Annotated in this window: 19 protein-coding genes; 10 read left to right on the plus strand and 9 right to left on the minus strand. The window is 67.1% G+C overall.

The window, feature by feature from the left end; all coding sequences use genetic code 11:
- Window positions 1–10: 10 nt before the first annotated feature.
- Window positions 11–943: a type I pantothenate kinase gene (gene coaA / locus RU01_RS05940; RefSeq protein ID WP_042573607.1), complete on the plus strand. Its 933-nt coding sequence runs from the start codon at window positions 11–13 to the stop codon at window positions 941–943.
- A 7-nt stretch (window positions 944–950) separates the two neighbouring features.
- Here coaA and RU01_RS05945 read toward each other — a convergent pair whose 3' ends face one another.
- Complete coding sequence (locus tag RU01_RS05945) at window positions 951–1,718, minus strand: isoprenyl transferase (RefSeq protein WP_042573608.1); 768 nt, start codon at window positions 1,716–1,718, stop codon at window positions 951–953.
- A gap of 148 nt (window positions 1,719–1,866) precedes the next feature.
- Between RU01_RS05945 and RU01_RS05950 the strand changes: the two genes are divergently transcribed.
- From RU01_RS05950 to trhA, 3 genes are read left to right on the plus strand one after another with little or no spacing between them, the layout of a single operon-like run.
- Window positions 1,867–2,307, plus strand: coding sequence for an SRPBCC family protein (locus RU01_RS05950; RefSeq protein WP_042573609.1), 441 nt, complete (start codon window positions 1,867–1,869; stop codon window positions 2,305–2,307).
- Complete coding sequence (locus RU01_RS05955; RefSeq protein ID WP_042573610.1) at window positions 2,304–3,905, plus strand: phytoene desaturase family protein; 1,602 nt, start codon at window positions 2,304–2,306, stop codon at window positions 3,903–3,905. The genes RU01_RS05950 and RU01_RS05955 overlap by 4 nt, the downstream gene beginning before the upstream one ends.
- Before the next feature lie 23 nt (window positions 3,906–3,928).
- Window positions 3,929–4,597, plus strand: coding sequence for a PAQR family membrane homeostasis protein TrhA (gene trhA / locus RU01_RS05960; protein ID WP_042573611.1), 669 nt, complete (start codon window positions 3,929–3,931; stop codon window positions 4,595–4,597).
- Here trhA and RU01_RS05965 read toward each other — a convergent pair.
- Genes RU01_RS05965 through mca form a run of 3 tightly spaced genes read right to left on the minus strand, consistent with a single transcriptional unit; the run spans window position 4,584 to window position 7,738 of the window.
- Entirely contained in the window at window positions 4,584–6,599 is a 2,016-nt protein-coding gene (locus RU01_RS05965) for a thioredoxin domain-containing protein (protein WP_042573612.1), read from the minus strand. The two genes, trhA and RU01_RS05965, sit on opposite strands and share 14 nt — an antisense overlap.
- Window positions 6,600–6,631: 32 nt before the next feature.
- Entirely contained in the window at window positions 6,632–6,871 is a 240-nt protein-coding gene (locus RU01_RS05970) for a hypothetical protein (protein WP_042573613.1), read from the minus strand.
- Window positions 6,872–7,738, minus strand: coding sequence for a mycothiol conjugate amidase Mca (mca, locus tag RU01_RS05975; RefSeq protein WP_231568609.1), 867 nt, complete (start codon window positions 7,736–7,738; stop codon window positions 6,872–6,874).
- A 127-nt stretch (window positions 7,739–7,865) separates the two neighbouring features.
- Here mca and RU01_RS05980 point away from each other — a divergent pair, with 127 nt between their 5' ends.
- The 3 genes from RU01_RS05980 to RU01_RS05990 all read left to right on the plus strand — a co-directional run bounded on the left by RU01_RS05980 (window position 7,866) and on the right by RU01_RS05990 (window position 9,690).
- Window positions 7,866–8,297: a DUF4307 domain-containing protein gene (locus tag RU01_RS05980; RefSeq protein WP_042573614.1), complete on the plus strand. Its 432-nt coding sequence runs from the start codon at window positions 7,866–7,868 to the stop codon at window positions 8,295–8,297.
- Window positions 8,298–8,599: 302 nt separating this feature from the next.
- Complete coding sequence (greA, locus tag RU01_RS05985) at window positions 8,600–9,094, plus strand: transcription elongation factor GreA (protein ID WP_042573683.1); 495 nt, start codon at window positions 8,600–8,602, stop codon at window positions 9,092–9,094.
- Between the two features lie 92 nt (window positions 9,095–9,186).
- Window positions 9,187–9,690, plus strand: a complete 504-nt coding sequence (locus RU01_RS05990; protein WP_156148810.1) for an FAD:protein FMN transferase — start codon at window positions 9,187–9,189, stop codon at window positions 9,688–9,690.
- Here the strand turns inward: RU01_RS05990 and ilvA are convergent.
- From ilvA to RU01_RS06005, 3 genes are all read right to left on the minus strand, one after another.
- Window positions 9,666–10,883: a threonine ammonia-lyase gene (gene ilvA, locus RU01_RS05995; protein ID WP_042573616.1), complete on the minus strand. Its 1,218-nt coding sequence runs from the start codon at window positions 10,881–10,883 to the stop codon at window positions 9,666–9,668. The genes RU01_RS05990 and ilvA overlap by 25 nt on opposite strands.
- A 26-nt stretch (window positions 10,884–10,909) precedes the next feature.
- A complete protein-coding gene (locus RU01_RS06000) occupies window positions 10,910–12,082 on the minus strand; it encodes a cystathionine gamma-synthase (protein ID WP_042573617.1) in 1,173 nt (390 codons plus the stop codon).
- Between the two features lie 63 nt (window positions 12,083–12,145).
- Entirely contained in the window at window positions 12,146–13,531 is a 1,386-nt protein-coding gene (locus tag RU01_RS06005) for a cystathionine beta-synthase (protein ID WP_042573618.1), read from the minus strand.
- Between the two features lie 95 nt (window positions 13,532–13,626).
- Between RU01_RS06005 and RU01_RS06010 the strand changes: the two genes are divergently transcribed.
- Window positions 13,627–14,595, plus strand: a complete 969-nt coding sequence (locus tag RU01_RS06010) for an SGNH/GDSL hydrolase family protein (RefSeq protein ID WP_042573684.1) — start codon at window positions 13,627–13,629, stop codon at window positions 14,593–14,595.
- Window positions 14,596–14,671: 76 nt separating this feature from the next.
- The gene (locus RU01_RS06015; RefSeq protein WP_042573619.1) at window positions 14,672–15,889 is read left to right on the plus strand and encodes an acetyl-CoA C-acetyltransferase; all 1,218 of its coding nucleotides are present in this window, start codon (window positions 14,672–14,674) and stop codon (window positions 15,887–15,889) included.
- Window positions 15,890–16,135: 246 nt separating this feature from the next.
- Here RU01_RS06015 and RU01_RS06020 read toward each other — a convergent pair whose 3' ends face one another.
- Both RU01_RS06020 and RU01_RS06025 read right to left on the minus strand, forming a co-directional pair.
- Window positions 16,136–16,621 (minus strand): hypothetical protein, encoded by a 486-nt coding sequence (locus tag RU01_RS06020; protein ID WP_042573620.1) that lies wholly within the window; start codon window positions 16,619–16,621, stop codon window positions 16,136–16,138.
- A 6-nt stretch (window positions 16,622–16,627) separates the two neighbouring features.
- Window positions 16,628–18,166: an AlbA family DNA-binding domain-containing protein gene (locus tag RU01_RS06025; protein ID WP_042573621.1), complete on the minus strand. Its 1,539-nt coding sequence runs from the start codon at window positions 18,164–18,166 to the stop codon at window positions 16,628–16,630.
- Window positions 18,167–18,235: 69 nt separating this feature from the next.
- On the opposite strand from RU01_RS06025, the gene RU01_RS22775 reads away from it, so the two are divergent.
- Complete coding sequence (locus RU01_RS22775) at window positions 18,236–18,478, plus strand: hypothetical protein (protein ID WP_156148811.1); 243 nt, start codon at window positions 18,236–18,238, stop codon at window positions 18,476–18,478.
- Window positions 18,479–18,541: the final 63 nt, after the last annotated feature.

Below are 18,541 nucleotides of genomic sequence, written 5' to 3' on the forward strand. Positions count from 1 at the left end.
TGGAGGCAGCGTGTCCCGAGTGAACGAGTCGAGTCCGTACGTCGAATTCGACCGTCGACAGTGGCGCACTCTCCGCAACGCGACCCCGTTGGTGCTCACCGAGGACGAGCTCCGCGGCCTCCGCGGCCTCGGTGAACAGATCGACCTCGACGAGGTCGCCGAGGTGTACCTCCCCCTCGCCCGCCTCATCCATCTCCAGGTGGCCGCGCGGCAGCGTCTGTTCGCCGCGACCGCGACATTCCTCGGGGAGAAGACCCCCGACCGGCAGGTGCCGTTCGTCATCGGGATAGCCGGCAGCGTGGCCGTCGGGAAATCGACGACGGCGCGCGTGCTGCAGGCCCTGCTCGCCCGGTGGGAACATCACCCACGCGTCGACCTCGTGACGACCGACGGCTTCCTCTACCCCTCGGCCGAGCTGGTGCGCCGGAACATCATGCATCGCAAGGGTTTTCCCGAGAGCTACGACCGACGCAAACTTCTCCGCTTCGTCACCGAGGTCAAGTCCGGATCCGAATCCGTACGCGCGCCGGTGTACTCCCACGTCTCCTACGACATCGTTCCGGGCAAGTACACCGAGGTGAACCAACCCGACATCCTGATCATCGAAGGCCTCAACGTCCTGCAGACCGGTCCGCGACTCATGGTCTCGGACCTGTTCGACTTCTCCATCTACGTCGACGCCCGCATCGAGGACATCGAGAAGTGGTACGTGGACCGGTTCCTCGCGCTGCGGTCGACATCGTTCGCCGATCCCGCGTCACACTTCCACCACTACTCGGGGCTGTCCGACGAGCACGCCCGCATCGCCGCGGCGGAGATCTGGCAGTCGATCAACCGCCCGAACCTGGTGGAGAACATCCTCCCCAGCCGGCCGCGCGCGACGCTGGTGCTGCGCAAGGACGCCGACCACACCATCAACCGGCTGCGCCTGCGGAAGCTGTAGCTCTCGCTCAGGTACCGAATCTCCGGTGACGCGCTGCGAAATCTCGGAGCGCGCGCAGGAAGTCGACGCGGCGGAATTCCGGCCAGTAGGCCTCGGTGAACCAGATCTCCGAGTAGGCGCTCTGCCACAGCAGGAACCCGGACAACCGCTGCTCACCCGACGTGCGGATGACGAGGTCGGGGTCCGGCTGACCGGACGTGTAGAGGTGGGCGTCGATCGCGTCCACGGTGACGGCCCGGACCAGGTCGTTCCCGGCCGTACCCTCGGCCAGCCGATCCTTGAGCAGCGACTGCACGGCGTCGGCGATCTCCTGGCGACCGCCGTATCCGACCGCGACGTTGACATGCGTCCCCGACCGTCCCGCGGTACCGGCAGCAGCCTGTTCCAGACGCCGAGCCGACTCGGCGGGAAGCAGATCCATCGTCCCGACGATCTTGACGCTCCAGTTCTTGCCCGGACCGCTGATCTCCTCCACGACGTCGGTGATGATCTCGAGCAGCGACTCGAGCTCGTCGTGTTCGCGGCGGAGGTTCTCGGTGGACAGCAGGTAGATCGTCGCCATCTCGACCTCCGCCATGTCGCACCACGTGAGCAGTTCGGCGATCTTGAGGGCGCCCATGCGGTGGCCGTGACTGACGTCGGTGAAACCGTTCTCACGGGCCCAGCGGCGGTTCCCGTCGCACATGACCGCGACGTGTCGTGGACGCTGGGCGCCGTCGAGCTCCCGCAACAAACGCCTCTCGTACAGCGTGTACAGCAGACCTCGAGCCTTCACTCAGCTCCCCACATCGACATTGTTTCTCGGCAGGCAATCACCCTACGCCGCACGGCGTGACCTACTCGTCACACGCCATGCCGATGTTCTCCGCCCGGACGGGGTACAGACAATGGCAATACGCACCACCGAGAGTAAAGGACGCACCATGACCGTTGTCCGAGACACCACGGCCGGAGCTGCGGACGTGTGGAACGTCCTGTCCGACGGCTGGAGCTACGCCACCTGGGTCGTGGGTGCGTCGCGCATTCGCGCGGTCGATCCTCACTTTCCCGCCCCCGGATCCGAGATCCACCATTCCGTCGGCCTGTGGCCCGCCGTCCTGAACGACGTGACCCGTGTCCTGGCGATGACGGAGGGACGCAAGCTGGTCCTCGAAGCGCGCGGGATGCCCGCAGGGAAGGCGACGATCGTCCTGCGCGTCACGCCGCGGGGTACCGGCAGCCGCATCGAGATGATCGAGCATGCGCGGACCCTGCCCTTCTCGCTGGTTCCCGAGACCGTCCAGCACGCCATGGTCTATCCCCGCAACCGTGAAGCCACGCGACGTCTGGCTCTCCTCGCCGAGCGTGCCGCGGTGCCCCAGTGACCACGACGACCGTCGACGCCGTCGTGATCGGCGCGGGCCACAACGGCCTCGTCGCCGCGTCCGCCCTCGCCGACGCCGGGTGGGACGTGGTGGTTCTCGAGTCCGCACCCGAACCCGGTGGCGCAGTTCGCAGCGCGGAACTGACGCCCGGATACGTCAGCGACCTGTTCAGCGCCTTCTACCCTCTCGGCATCTCGTCCCCGGCGTTCACGGCGCTGGAACTGGACCGGCATGGCCTGCGCTGGACCCACTCTCCCGTCGTCTACGGCCATGCCCGCTCGCCGCTGGACGAGGACGCGCCGGTGGTGCACCACGATCCCGCGGATACCGCGGCGATGCTCGCGGAGCACGACCCGCGCGACGGCGATGCGTGGATGTACGTCGTCGATCAGTGGAACCGGATCCGTGATCCATTGTTGCAGTCGCTCTTCGGCAGCTCGTTCCCGCCGGTGAAGGGCGCCGCGACATTGTTCCGACGTCTCGGGACGGCGGAGACGATCCGCTTCCTGCGGTTCGCCGTGCTCCCTGCGCGGGTGATGGCGCACGAGTTGTTCCGGAGCGAGGCCGCGCGCTGTCTGCTGCTCGGCAATGCCATGCATGCGGACGTGCCGACCGACGCGCCCGCCAGCGGCGTGATGGGCTACCTGTTGATGATGCTGGCCCAGGACGTCGGCTTCCCCGTTCCGGTCGGCGGCGCATCGGAGCTCACCGCCTCGCTCGTACGCCGCGCCGAGAGTGCCGGCGCCCGCGTGGTGTGCGGCACGAAGGTCACGTCCATCGACGTGTCGGGCGGTGTCGCACGAGGCGTCCGCACAGCCGGAGGCGACACCTACATCGCCCGGCGCGCCGTGGTCGCCGACGTCTCGGCGCCGGCCCTGTACGGATCGCTTCTGCCGCGGGACGCCGTGCCCGCCCGGGTCCACAGCGATCTGGAGAAGTTCGAGTGGGACACCCCGGTGGTCAAGGTCAACTACGCGCTCGACGCGCCGATCCCGTGGCGGTCGAAGAGCTTGACGGACGCCGGCACGGTGCACCTCGGTGCCGACGACGACGGCCTCGTGCGGTGGAACGCCGATCTGGTGACCGGCACCATTCCCGAGCGCCCCTTCATGCTGTTCGGCCAGATGACGACGGCCGACCCGACGCGGTCTCCGGCAGGTACGGAGAGTGCCTGGGCGTACACGCACCTGCCGCGAGGTGTCACCGACGACGAGTCCGCGGACCTCCTCGCCGAGCGTGTCGACACCGTCCTCGAGGAGCATGCACCCGGATTCGCCTCGTCGATCGTCGGCAAGCACGTCCAGCGTCCGAGTGACCTGACAGCGGACGACGCCAATCTGTTCGGCGGAGCGGTGAGCGGCGGCACGTCGCAGCTGCAGCAGCAGTTGATCTTCCGGCCGACCCCGGGGCTCGGCCGCGCGGAGACGCCGGTGGGCAGGCTGTACCTCGGCAGCGCGTCGGCTCACCCCGGCGGAGGCGTGCACGGCGCACCCGGGCTGACGGCGGCACGGGCAGCGCTGGCCGGCGACGGTCCGACGGGGTGGCTGCGCCGCAAGGCGATCAGCGCGCTGATGGATCTCACACTCGGCGACCGATGACCTAGTTACGGTACCGTAGGTTCGTGACTGTATTCGGACTCGGCGAACTACCGGTCAAGCCGCGCATGCGCGGGTGGATCCACCTCTACGCCTTCTACGTGTCCGTGGTCTGCGGCATCGTCCTGGTCGCGTCGGCGTACTCCCTGGTGTCCGCGAAAGCGGGTCTCGCCGTCACCGTCTACGCCGTCGCGACGTGCGGGCTCTTCGGGGTCAGCGCCACGTATCACCGCGTGCACTGGAACACCGTGCAGAGTCGGACGTGGATGAAACGGGCCGATCACTCGATGATCTTCCTGTTCATCGCCGGCAGTTACACACCCTTCGCCGTGCTCGGCATTCCGAGCGGCACGGTGATCCTCGTGGTCGTCTGGATCGGCGCACTTGCCGGCGTGACACTGAAGATGTTGTGGCCCACGGCTCCTCGTTGGCTGGGCGTGCCCCTCTACCTCATCCTGGGATGGGCAGTCGTGCCCGTCGCCGGCGAGTTGATGCGCACCGTCGGCGTCGCGCCCATGGTGCTTCTCGTCGCCGGCGGTGTCTTCTACAGCGTCGGCGCGATCCTCTACGCGACCAAGTGGCCGAACCCGTGGCCGACCACGTTCGGCCATCACGAGTTCTTCCACGCCGCGACGGTCATCGCCGCCCTGTGCCACTACATCGCAGTGTGGCTGGTGCTCTTCAGCCAGTCGTGAGCAGGTCGGTCAACTCGTCGGCCGTCGTGACCGGCCGATCGCACACGTAACCCCGGCACACGTACGCCGCGGAACGCCCGTCGACCAGAGGACGGTCGGCCAACAACGGCGTCGAGTCCGGTGCACCGGACACCACGATCGTTCCGCCTGCTGCCACACGTCGGGCGAGTCGGACCAGCTCGTCGTCGGCGTGCTCCGACGCGACGGCCACCTGCACCGGCCCGGCCACCGCGGCTTCCGCCACCACCAACCAGTGGCCCGCCGAGCGTGGGGCGCGATCGAGGAGGATCGAGGCGCGAGCCAGTGATCGCGCAGCGATGTCCGCGTACCGCGTCGCCTCAACTCCTGCCACCGCCCCCAGAGTCAGGGCCGCCTCGGTGACCAGGGAGGCACCCGACGGCGTCGCGTTGTCCAGCGGATCCCTCGGCCGAGTCACCAGAGTCTCCGCATCGTCCGCGGTGTCGAACCACCCTCCGGGCTGCTCCGGGTCGGCGAAATGATCGAGGGCCACCTCGAGGATTCCCGCGGCGGCCGTGGCCCACCTGAGTTCCCCGGTCGCCTGGTGCAAGGCCGCAAGCGCGACAGCCAGCGCGCCGTGGTCCTCGAGGATGCCGGCAGCGTCGCCGACCACTCCACCCAGCGACGCTCGACGCAGCCGTCCGTCGATCAGGTGCGCGTCGAGAAGGCGGTCGGCGCAGCGCGCAGCGGCATCGACCCACGAGGTCTCCCCCAGCGCCGCACCACCTTCCGCCAGGGCGGTGACGGCGAACGCGTTCCAGGCGGTCACCACCTTGTCGTCACGCCCTGGTTGTGGACGGCTGGCGCGTGCGGCGGCGAGCCGGGATCGCACGCTCTCGAACCGTGCCTGATCGGTCGGCTCCGCCCGCAGCTGCAGGACAGAGGTACCGCCTTCGAACGTTCCGGCGGCGGTCACCCCGAACAACTCGGCCGCCCACTCGCCGTCCTCGGCGCCCAGAACGTCCACCAGCTGACCCGGAGTCCAGGCGTACGTCAGGCCTTCCTCGCCCTCGGTGTCCGCGTCCAGGGCCGCGGCGAAACACCCGTCCTCGGTACCCAGGTCCTCCATCAGGAACCGCGCGGTGTCCGTCGCGACGCGGCGCGCCACGGCGTCGCCGCGGCGAGCGAGGTGCGCGTAGAAGCGCAGCAGAAGTGCGTTGTCGTACAACATCTTCTCGAAGTGCGGGACGATCCAGTCCGCATCCACCGAGTACCGCGCGAATCCACCCGCGAGCTGGTCGTACATGCCGCCGCGCGCCATCGCATCCGCTGTCCGCGCCACCGCCGCACGAGCAGCGTCGGAGCCGGTGCGCTCGACGTGCCGCAGCAAGCCTTCGACCAGGGAGGACGGCGGGAACTTGGGTGCGCCGCCGAAGCCGCCCCGCGCCGTGTCCTCGCTCTGCAGAACGGCCGCCACCGCGTCGTCCAGAAGCGCGGCGTCCACTGCGCGGTCACCTTCCGGAATGCCGGCGGCTCCGCGTCGGAGCTCCGCCACCACGGACGCCGACGCCTGGTCCACCTCGTCGCGGCGGGTGGACCAGGTGTTCGCGATGGCCTCGAGCAACTGCGTGAACGACGGCATGCCCTGGCGCGGCGACGGCGGGAAGTACGTTCCGCAGTAGAACGGTTCACCGTCCGGGGTGAGGAACGCCGTCATCGGCCACCCACCCTGACCCGTCATCGCGACCGTGGCGTTCATGTAGACCGCGTCGATGTCGGGCCGCTCCTCGCGGTCGACCTTGATGCAGACGAAGTCCCGATTCATCAGTTCGGCCACCGCGTCGCTCTCGAACGACTCGTGCGCCATGACATGGCACCAGTGGCAGGCCGAGTAGCCGACGGAGAGCAGAATCGGCACGTCGCGCTCGCGTGCCCACGCCGCGGCGTCGTCACCCCACTGCTGCCAGTGCACGGGGTTGTCCGCGTGCTGCCTCAGGTACGGGCTCGTCGACTCCGACAGGGTGTTGCGTTCACGGGGATCCACAGTCCCAGTGTCCCCCGTTCCCCGGTACGCAATCACGCGTCGGGGCGGATACCTCCGCGGTCGGTGCCCTCGTCGACCGCTTGATCCGGCGTCGGATCCGTGGGTTCGAAGGATGCGGGAAGCTTCTTGAAGTGCCCGTTCATCGAACGGACCAGCAGCGCGGTGCCGATCAGGAGCAGCACGATGATGACCAGGCCGAGCGGCGACGCCTTGCCGAACTCGGGGCCCGTGCTGTTCTGTGCCAGCAGGAGCGCGGTGTTCACCGAGATCATCTACTCACCGATTCCGGCGAAGAGGTCGGTCTCGGGAAGCGACGTCCGCACCCTCGTCCTGGCCAGCTCGTATTCCTCGGTGGGCCACAGCTTCTTCTGCACGTCGACCGGGACGGCGAAGAAGCGGCCGTTGGGATCGATCTGCGTGCGGTGCGCACGGAGCGCGTCGTCACGTGCCTGGAAGAACTCCGCGCACTCGACCTGCGTCGTCACCCGCTCCATGATCTCGCCGCGGTCCTTCGGCCACTGCGCGAGCCACTCGGAGTACGGGCCTTCCTTGCCGGCGGCGATCATCTCGTCGTCGAACAACTGCATGCGCTGGCGGATGAAACCGTGCGAGTAGTAGAGCTTGGACACCTCCCACGCCTCGCCGGTGCCGGGGAACTGCTCGGGATCGCCGGCTGCCTCGTATGCCGCGACCGACACCTCGTGGCAGCGGATGTGATCGGGGTGCGGGTAGCCACCCTTCTCGTCGTACGTCGTCATCACGTGGGGGCGGAAGTCGCGGATCACCTTCACCAGCGCCTCGGTGGACTCTTCGAGGGGAACCAGGGCGAAGCAGCCCTCGGGAAGCGGTGGGAGCGGATCGCCCTCCGGCAGACCCGAGTCGACGAAGCCGAGCCACGTCTGCTGCACTCCGAGGATGGCGGCCGCCGCGGCCATCTCTTCCTTGCGGACGTCCGACATGCGCTCCCGGATTCCGGGGATGTCCATGGCCGGGTTGAGGATGTCGCCGCGTTCACCGCCGGTGAGGGTCACCACCAGCACCTCGTGACCCTCGGAGGCGTACCGGGCCATCGTCGCGGCGCCCTTGGAGGATTCGTCGTCGGGATGGGCGTGCACTGCCATCAGTCGCAGTCCGCTCACGTGTGCCTCACTTCTCGAAACTCGCTCAGTACTCGGACACGTCGATTCCCGTGCCAGGACTCCATGATCCCACTTCACCGAGTGCCCCGGCGAAGCGGGACCGCGTCCGCGGGTAAGTTCGATGCCGATGTCCACCACAGCGCAGAACCTCCCCGAGGGTCGGTATCCCACCAGTCGCGGGATCGCCCCGTCCCGGATTCTCGCCGTGGTGCTCGGACTGATGGTCGTCGCACTCGGCGTCGGCGTCGCGTATCTCGGGTACACCAAGTTCACGACACCGGACGTCGACGGCACGCTCGTCTCGTTCGACATCGTCGGGCCGGACCGTGTCGACGTCCGCCTGAACGTCACCCGCGACGATCCGTCGGAGCCCGCCGTGTGCATCGTGCGCTCCCGCTCACGGGACGGATCCGAGACGGGCCGCCGCGAAGTGGTCATTCCTGCCTCCGACAACGGCACCGAGGACGTGCGGAGCTTCATCGTCACCTCGGCCGATCCGGGGCTCGCCGACCTGTACGGATGCAGTCTGAACGTGCCGGCACATCTCATGTCCCGGTGACCGGCACGTGCAAGGCAGGGAACCAGGAAGTCGTTCCGTGGTAAAATCTTTTCGTACACGGCTCACCCAGTGGGGCCGTGTATTGCTGCATTGAGGTATCGCTGCTGTCGACGGGCGAGACGCGGACACTCGAGCCAAGGGCTGTTCGCATCGACCGCATCTCATGTCGACGAGTTGCCCTACTCGTGACCGAGCTCGCGCCCAGCGCGGGCTTATTTCACGTGCGGGCTCCTCTGTCACACGGCAAGCGACTACGAATACCGGAGCCGAACGGCTCTGAAGAACACGAGGGAGTGATCGAGATGACCGAGACCCAGGTGACCTGGCTGACCCAGGAGTCGCACGACAGACTCAAGGGCGAACTCGACCAACTCATCGCCAACCGGCCTGTCATCGCGGCCGAGATCAACGAGCGACGCGAAGAGGGCGACCTCAAGGAGAACGGCGGCTACCACGCAGCGCGCGAGGAGCAGGGCCAGCAGGAAGCTCGCATCCGCCAGCTCCAGGAACTGCTGAACAACGCGAAGGTCGGCGAAGCCCCCACGCAGTCGGGCGTCGCGCTTCCCGGATCCGTCGTCAAGGTCTACTACGACGGCGACGAGTCCGACACCGAGACCTTCCTGATCGCCACTCGTGAGGAAGGCGCTCGCGACGGCAAGCTCGAGGTCTACTCCCCCAACTCGCCGCTCGGCGGTGCCCTGATCGACGCGAAGGTCGGCGACACCCGCGAGTACCGGCTGCCCAACGACAAGACCATGAAGGTCACGCTCGTCAGCGCGGAGCCTTACCACAACTGATTTCCCGCACGATGTCACAGATCGGCCCCGCACCCGGTGCGGGGCCGAACTGCGTTGTGTAACAGGTGTCGCCCGTGTGCGATGTTCCCGGCATGAGTCTTGCCTCGAAAGCGTTCGCCGGTTTCGACGTCGACGGTCGGCACATCCGCATCGTGATCACCGACGCGGCACGCATCGTCGAGGCCACCGCACTCGCCCGGCGTGAACTCGACTCGGCCTTCGACGTCTTCTCCGCGACGCGGCTGCAGTCCGAACTGCAGAAGCTCAACCGTTCGTTCGGACGCACGATGCGGGTCTCGCCGGCGATGGCCGAGCACCTGCGCCGCGCCCTCGCCGCGGCCGAGAGCTCCGGCGGCGCCGTCGATCCGCTGGGCGCCGGATCAGGCTCCTACCAGGACATCGACTTCGACGGGACGTCCGTGCGACTCCCGCAGTGGGGCACTCTCGACCTCGACGGCACCGCCCCGGAAGCCGCCGCGCGGCGCGTCGAAGCGTCGATCGCGAGGCGCTTCGGGTGCGACGTCGTGATCACCGTGTCCGGCGCCCGACGCGACGACGGCCGCAGCCCGCGTCACTCCTGGATCTCGGCCTCGTAACCTGCTGCGGCCAGCGCGGACAGCACGGCCGCGCGATGATCCGGGCCACGGGTCTCGAGAGTCATGAGAATCTCGACCTCGTCCATCGCCAGGCGTCCGGCCGTCCGCGCGTGGACCACGTCGACGACGCTTGCCGCGGAATCCCGGGCGACGCCGAGCACGCCCACCAGACCACCCGGACGGTCGGGGATGACGATGCGCACGGTCAGGTACCGTCCCGCCGCGCGGAGTCCGTGCGCGACGACGTGCGTGAGCAGTAGCGGGTCGATGTTGCCACCCGACAGCACGGCCACGACGGGTCCGTCGCCGGCGAATTTCTCCGGGTAGTCCATCAAGGCGGCGACGGCAGCGGCGCCCGCAGCTTCGACGATGAGTTTCGCGCGCTCCATGCACAGCAGCAGTGCCCGTGACAGCGCATCTTCGCTGACGGTGATGACGCTGTCCACCATCTCGGTCACATGAGCGAACGGCACTGCACCGGGACGCCCCACCGCGATGCCGTCGGCCATGGTCGTCATCCGTTCGGCGGATATCGGCATGCCCGCCTCCAGCGAACCCGGCCACGCGGCGGCCTGTTCGGCCTGCACGCCCACGATGCGAATATCCTTGCCGCTCAACGCCACCGCGGCTGCGACGCCGGCGACCAACCCGCCTCCGCCGGTCGGCACCACGATGGTGCCCACGTCCGGCATCTGGTCGAGGATCTCGACTCCCACCGTCGCCTGCCCCGCCACCACGTCGATGTGATCGAAGGGGTGGATCAGGATAGCGCCCGTCTCCTCGGCGTATGCCATCGCGGCGATCAACGCCTCGTCGATGGTGCTGCCCACCTGATGGATGGTGGCGCCGTACGCCTTGGTGGCCACCAACTTCGGCAGCGGCGCACCGGTGGGCATGAACACCGTCGACGTGGCACCCAGCTCGGACGCGGCCCATGCCACACCCTGCGCATGATTGCCCGCACTGGCCGCGACGACGCCGCGCGCACGTTCCTCGTCCGTCAACCCCGCGATGCGGTTGTACGCACCGCGGGGCTTGAACGACCCTGTGCGCTGAAGGTTCTCGCACTTGAGCCACACCTGGCGGCCGGTGCGGTCGGACAGGACACGGGACGCCACGAGGGGTGTGCGGCGCATGACGGGGGCCAGCAGCGCGGTGGCGCGGTCCAGCCGGTCGGCGGTGAGGAGATCCATGGCTGGAACCCTAAACCCGAATGCAGCTAGGCGAGCGCCTGTTCGATGTCGCCGACCAGGTCTGCGGCATCCTCGATACCGACCGACAGACGCACCAGGTCGTCCGGCACCTCGAGAAGCGATCCGGCGGTGGACGCGTGAGTCATGGCGCCGGGATGCTCGATCAACGACTCGACTCCGCCCAACGACTCGGCGAGAGTGAAGATCTCGGTCCGCGCGCACAGGTCGAGCGCAGCCTGACGGCCGCCCTTCAACCGCACCGACACCATGCCGCCGAAGCGCCGCATCTGCTTGGCCGCGACGGCATGCGACGGGTGGCTCTCGGACCCGGGGTAGATGACCGACGAGACAGCCGCGTGGCCCGTCAGCAGCTCGACGATCTTCTCCGCGTTGTCGCTGTGGCGCTCCATGCGCAGGGCGAGGGTCTTGATGCCGCGCAAGGTGAGGAACGCGTCGAACGGTCCCGGCACACCACCCGCACCGTTCTGCAGGAACGCGAACGCCGCGTCGAGCTCCTCGTCGTTGCACACCAGCGCGCCACCGACGACGTCCGAGTGTCCGCCGATGTACTTCGTGGTCGAGTGCAGGACGACGTCGGCACCGAGAGTCAGCGGCTGCTGCAGGTAGGGCGACGCGAACGTGTTGTCGACGACGATCTTGGCGCCGCCCTCGTGCGCGACGGCCGACAGTGCCTCGATGTCACCGACATTGAGAAGCGGGTTGGTCGGGGTCTCGACCCACACCAGCTTCGTGTTCGGGCGCATCGCATCGCGCACGGCGTCGACGTCCGACACCGCGGCGACCGAGTACTCGATGCCCCACTGTGTGAACACCTTGTCGATCAGCCTGAACGTGCCGCCGTACGCGTCGTTCGGGATGACCAGGTGGTCACCCGGGCGCAGCGCGGAGCGCAGCAGGCAGTCGGTCGCCGCCATGCCCGAGGAGAACGCGCGTCCGTAGTGGCCCTGCTCGAGTGCCGCCAGGTTGGCCTCGAGGGGACGACGCGTCGGGTTGCCGGTGCGTGCGTACTCGAAGCCGCTGCGCATGCCGCCGACGCCGTCCTGCGCGAAGGTCGAACTCGCGTAGATCGGAACGTTGACCGCACCCGTGAGCGGATCGGGCTCGTACCCGGCGTGCACCGCGCGAGTGGAGAACCCCTGCCAGGACGTCGTGTCGGACTTGCTGCGCTGCTCACTCATGCACACCAGCCTAACGAGCGGGCAGGCCGGCGGCCGGTCGGGCTGGGTCAGTAGTTCCGTGTGTCAGGAAGCGGTGGTGACGAACCCGAGGAGATCGTGGCGGGTGATGACACCGACCGGCTTACCGTCGTCGACGACCATCACCGCGTCCGTGTCCCCGAGCGACTTCGTCGCCGCCGAGACCGGCTCGCCTGCGCCGATGAGCGGGAACGGTGCACTCATGTGCGTCTTCACCGCGTCGGACAGGTTGGCGCGGCCCTCGAAGACCGCGCTGAGCAGGTCGCGCTCGCTGACACTGCCGGCGACCTCGCCCGCCATGACCGGAGGCTCCGCGCCGACGACGGGCATCTGGGAGACGCCGTACTCGCGGAGGATCTCGATGGCGTCGCGCAGCGTCTCGGACGGGTGAGTGTGCACCAGGTCGGGCAGGGCGCCGGACTTGCCGCGCAGCACGTCGCCGACGGTGGGTTCGGCGGTCGCGCCGTCGAGCCGGGTGCGCAGGAAGCCGTAGGAGCTCATCCACTTGTCGTTGAAGATCTTGCCGAGGTAGCCGCGCCCACCGTCGGGAAGCAGGACGACGACCAGGGCGTCGGGTCCTTCGCGCTCGGCGACTTCGAGAGCTGCCACCATCGCCATGCCGCAGGATCCGCCGACGAGGAGGCCCTCTTCGCGGGCGAGGCGGCGCGTCATCTCGAAGGAGTCGGCGTCGGACACCGCGATGATCTCGTCCGGGATGGACGGGTCGTACGCACTCGGCCAGAAGTCTTCACCGACACCCTCGACGAGGTACGGGCGACCGGTTCCGCCGGAGTACACCGAACCCTCGGGGTCGGCGCCGATGATCTTGACCTTGCCGCCCGACATCTCCTTGAGATAGCGGCCGGTGCCGGTGATGGTGCCGCCGGTGCCGACGCCGGCGACGAAGTGCGTGATCTTGCCGTCGGTGTCGTTCCAGATCTCGGGGCCCGTGGTCTCGTAGTGGCTCTGCGGGCCGCCCGGGTTGGCGTACTGGTTGGGCTTCCACGCCCCGTCGATCTCGCGCACGAGGCGGTCGGAGACGCTGTAGTAGCTGTCCGGATCTTCCGGTGCGACAGCCGTGGGGCACACGACGACCTGGGCGCCGTACGCGCGGAGCACGTTGCGCTTGTCCTCGCCCACCTTGTCGGGGCAGACGAAGACGCACTTGTACCCGCGCTGCTGTGCGACGAGAGCGAGACCGACGCCCGTGTTGCCCGACGTGGGCTCGACGATCGTGCCGCCGGGCTTCAACTCACCGGATGCTTCCGCGGCGTCGATCATCTTGACGGCGATGCGGTCCTTGGAGCTTCCACCGGGATTGAAGTACTCCACCTTGGCGGCGAGCAGGGCAGATCCGGGAGCCACGACGGTGTTCAGCTTCACCAGCGGGGTGTTGCCGATCAGGTCGACGACGCTGTTTGCAATGCGCATGCTCCCATCCTCCCAGACGATCGCCTCGGCACCCCCATCAGTTCGACCGCACCCTGTCTCACGCACCTAGAATCGGACAGGTGAACGGGCGGGAGTTGCAGCAGACCGGCGGTGGCCACGGCGGATGGCGTCAGGCAGCCGTCGCGGGCGCTGCCACGGTCGTGGCGGGATCCGGGGCGGGAACGCTGTCCTGGGCGGCGTACAAGCATCTGCTGTCCCAAGCTGCCGCCGCCCGCACGGTCATCGGCCGCAGTACCGATCGGCCACCCGAGGCCGACGGCGTCTACGAGCCCGGCGCACGAACTCCTCTGCGATGGCGTCCGGGCGTCGAGTTCGACCTCCACCTGATGATCTTCGGCGACTCCACTGCCGCGGGGATGGGGTGCGTCGTCGCGGACGAGGTGCCGGGCGTGCTCGTCGCGCGAGGACTCGCCGACGAGACCGGTAAGCGGATCCGGTTGAGCACCAAGGCCATTCCGGGTGCGACGTCGAAGGGCCTCGAAGGTCAGGTCGACGCGATGCTCGTCGCCGGCCGCACACGTCCGGATGCTGCCGTCATCTTCATCGGCGCGAACGACGTGACCAAGAAGCACGCCGTCGCCGCGTCCGCGCAACGATTGGGCACCGCGGTGCGCCGACTACGCGCGGAAGGCACCGTGGTCGTCGTCGGCACATGTCCCGACCTCGGGGTGGTCACCGCGATACCTCAACCCCTGCGCGCCGTCGTCCGGACCTGGGGACACCGCCTGGCCAAGGCTCAGACGTCGGCGACGCTCGCCGCGGGCGGACATCCCGTCGCCCTCGCCGACCTGCTTGCCCCGGAATTCCTCGCGGCACCGGAGCGCATGTTCTCCGCGGACCGCTTCCACCCGTCGGCCGCCGGGTACGAGCTGGCGGCCCGGCAGATCCTGCCGGTCCTCGCCGCGGCACTGGGCGAGTGGTCGGGAGGTCCGTTGCCGACGCTGCCCACCGTCTCCGACGTAGCGGAGCAGCGCAGGCTGGTCGCGCGGCTCACGGCGTCGGCGAACAGGCATGTCTCGCGCCTGAGATCGCGGACGTCCTAGTCCCGTAGGTCGGAGGTCCCCGGGCCCGGGGTTACTCTCCAGTCACATCTTCGCCCACTATTCGAGGAGTCATTCCATGCCAGAGGCAGTGATCGTTTCCGTCGCCCGTTCGCCCATCGGACGCGCCATGAAGGGCTCGCTCGTCAGCATGCGCCCCGACGACCTCGCCGCGCAGATGGTCAAGGCCGCCCTGGACAAGGTGCCCGCCCTCGACCCCACCATGATCGACGACCTCCTCATGGGCTGCGGACTCCCCGGCGGCGAGCAGGGCTTCAACATCGGCCGCAACGTCGCCATCCAGCTCGGCTACGACTTCCTGCCCGGCACCACCATCACCCGCTACTGCTCCTCGTCGCTGCAGACCACCCGCATGGCGCTGCACGCCATCAAGGCCGGCGAAGGCGACGTGTTCATCTCCGCCGGCGTCGAGACCGTCTCCCGCTTCGTCAAGGGCAACTCCGACTCCTACCCGGACACCCAGAACCCCATCTACGCCGACGCGCAGGCCCGCACCGAGAAGATCGCCCAGGGCGGTCAGACGTGGGTCGACCCCCGCGAAGAGGGCAACCTCCCCGACGCCTACATCGCGATGGGCCAGACCGCGGAGAACGTCGCCCAGCTCACCGGCATCAGCCGCGAGGAGCAGGACCACTGGGGCGTCCGCAGCCAGAACCGCGCCGAGGAAGCCATCGCCAAGGGCCACTTCGAGAACGAGATCACCCCGGTCACCCTGCCCGACGGCAGCGTCGTCAGCACCGACGACGGCCCTCGCGCCGGCACCACCTACGAGAAGATCTCGCAGCTCAAGCCGGTCTTCCGCCCCGACGGCACCATCACCGCCGGTAACGCCTGCCCGCTGAACGACGGCGCCGCAGCCCTGGTGATCATGTCCGACACCAAGGCCAAGGAGCTCGGGCTGACCCCGCTCGCCCGCGTCGTGTCCACCGGCGTCTCGGGCCTCTCGCCCGAGATCATGGGCCTCGGCCCCATCGAGGCATCGAAGAAGGCACTCGCGCTCGCCGGGAAGACCATCGGCGACATCGACCTCGTCGAGATCAACGAGGCCTTCGCCGTCCAGGTCATCGGCTCCGCCCGTGAGCTGAACATCCCCGAGGACAAGCTGAACGTCTCCGGTGGCGCCATCGCCCTCGGACACCCCTTCGGCATGACCGGTGCCCGCATCACCGCCACCCTGCTCAACAACCTGCGCGCCCACGACAAGCAGTTCGGTCTCGAGACCATGTGTGTCGGCGGCGGACAGGGCATGGCCATGGTGCTCGAGCGGCTCAGCTGATCGATCCCGCCACGGAAGCCGGTTCCCCTTGTCGGGAACCGGCTTTCGGCGTATCGAGGTGAGACGTAGCTGGAACCGGAAGGCCCCTGCGGTGAGGATGTTCGACGATCGCGAGACGGTCATGACGGCTCGGTGGACGCACGAGTCGGGATTGACCGTCGACACGTGCGACCTTCCCGCAAACGTGACTAAAATTGAACATTTCGTGACTGCCCGCTTTCAGTCAATCTGCCGCGGGCTAAGCGGCTATAGCGGATTCAGAAGCGGCTTGCCGACAGTCAACGCCCCCCGTTGCACGGCGCGTTCCAGCTCGAAGGCTGCTGCGCCGTTATCGAGCGTCACGTACCGGTACGCGAGGTTGTTGTGAATGTATTTCCTGGTGAGGGCATCTAACGACAAGACGCCCTCACCGATTTGGGTCTGCTGTTCACTCGTCAGCGCGGGCACGACGAACCGGTCGCAGACGTACACGCAGAACTGATCACCGCTTCGCCTGCCTGATGCGTGTGAATTTAGGCGGGTCCAGAGGCCCTTCGCCTTGGTCGGTTCATCCGTTGCGACTACATCGTTGGTCACCATTCCACGGCCTGACATGCCGACGTAGATGAATCGTTGCTTATCCCAAATCGTGTAAACGCCAGCGGTTATCCTCGGCACCGGCGTGTTGCGCCAGTCTGCAAAGCGTCGATAGGAAACAGTTTCAAGTGCTTCTAGCACTTCATCGGCAGACATGCGCTGCTACTCCGGCCGCAGGGTTTGGTTGACCCATTGGTCGACGCTTTGCGGCATTGACCACCAACGGCCACCGAAGTTGTCGGCCGACTCACGGATCGCAATCGCGTACATGTCGGCTATTGCCTCCGCGATTCCAGTATCGCCGACACCTGGCAGCAATCGTTGCCGGATGCCCGCATCGGCGACGATTCGCTGCACCATCGGCTTCACGCGCTCTTCATCGAAAGCCACCGACGATGGGTACGCCGAACCGTGGCCGGTGCCCATGGCGGCGACGACGATACAATACGCGATATCGAACTCACACAACGAATTCAGGGCTGCATCAGTCCCCGTGATCTCGTCGGCTGGCACCTGAATATCGGCTAGGTCAGGCCGCATCGCCGCGTGTTCGACCATTAGGTCGCGTGCCGCCGAAAGGATGAACCCGGCGCGTCTCTGCTGAGTCGGATCGTCAGAATTTAGGTCGAGGTTAGCTCTGGCAACAGACACGGTTGCGTTGCGAATCCACGACGAGTACACATAGTCGGGATAGCTGGTGCTGCTCGGAACTGGCTGCAACGAAAGATATGTCACGGTCCCCCAGGCTTCCTGGCGCACGGCGAGAGAGCCAAGCACATAGATGCGGATCACTATTGCGAAGCGCTTACGTATCGCAATTTCATCTTCACCAAACGTCTCGAAGACGCCGCGCAGTTTGTCAATCGCTTCGTCAACAAGATCGCGCCGATCGAAGTAAAGTACTTGAGCACAGAATACTGTCCACTTGTCGAGCGCGGCGGTGAAGTCGGCGAGACTGGCGGCCGGTCCGGTCGTGGCGGTGAGAGATTTGATGAACTGGCGGAGGCGCACGTCGTTGCCCGACTCGAGCAGCGAAACCGTCGCGGCGGCGAAAGTGGCGTTGTCCATGCTTGTTGAAAGTGGTACGTCAGGTGCGACGCCTGCGGACTGCTGTCGTGCGGCGAAGACCTCGCTCAACAAGCCCTGTGCGGCAGCGCTAGCTTCACCACGAATTTTGTCGGCATATACCGATAGCAGGTCTTGCCAGTGCGCGTATCTGATCGGCACGTTCTCGGCACCTTCGCGAACGAAAATTTCGCCTCTTCGGAACACCGTCACAGGCTTGCCGTCGTCGCCTTGGAATTGGCCGTCTTTGTTGAACGGCACCGGCAACCCATCGCGGTTCTGCTGCACGTAGACCATGACAATTTCGTAGTCATCGACGTCGTGAATCTGAACGAGAACGTGTACCTCGCCCTCGATGTAGCTGCGTATCAACGCACCGATGCGTGAGCCGTCGAATCGGCTTCGGTCGGTGATTGTGCCGACCGGCATGCAGCGCTTGCCGTCGTCGTCTACGCCAATGAGGATGTAGCCGCCCGGTGGCCTCTGAGACATTGTCACGGCGTCTTTGACGAACTTCAGCTTGTCTTCGGCGACGGTCAGGTCGACCTTGGCCTTGAGGTCTAGGTGCGTCTCCTCAGGATTGCCGAGAACTTCGTCCAGCTTCTCGGGGTCGGTACGCCCGTCAGGAACGATCATCGTTTGGTTTCTCCGCGGCAGGTCTGGGTTTGGTGGTTCTCTCCGGCGCGGCCAGGTTAACCGGCGGGGGTGACACACAGCGCATCAAAAGTACGTCCTTCGGCCATTCGCAATCACGATGGACTCAAGACCCGCGGCCAATGGACCTACCGCGCACTGGAACACGGCATCATCCACATCCGCGATCCGCGCGGTCGCGACTACTTCACCGCGCCCGAACTGCCCGTGCGCGCACACAGTCATTTCGTGGAAGAGATAGCGCCGGCTCCACCGGAAGACGGGCCGGAAGACACCTTGCGGTGGAGCGCGTGAGATCGTTCCCGGCCCGGAACAGCGAACAGCCCCCGTCCTCCGAAGAGGACGAGGGCTGTCGGT

This window comes from Rhodococcus sp. MEB064, assembly GCF_000834565.1.
In the GTDB taxonomy this organism is placed as follows: domain Bacteria; phylum Actinomycetota; class Actinomycetes; order Mycobacteriales; family Mycobacteriaceae; genus Rhodococcoides.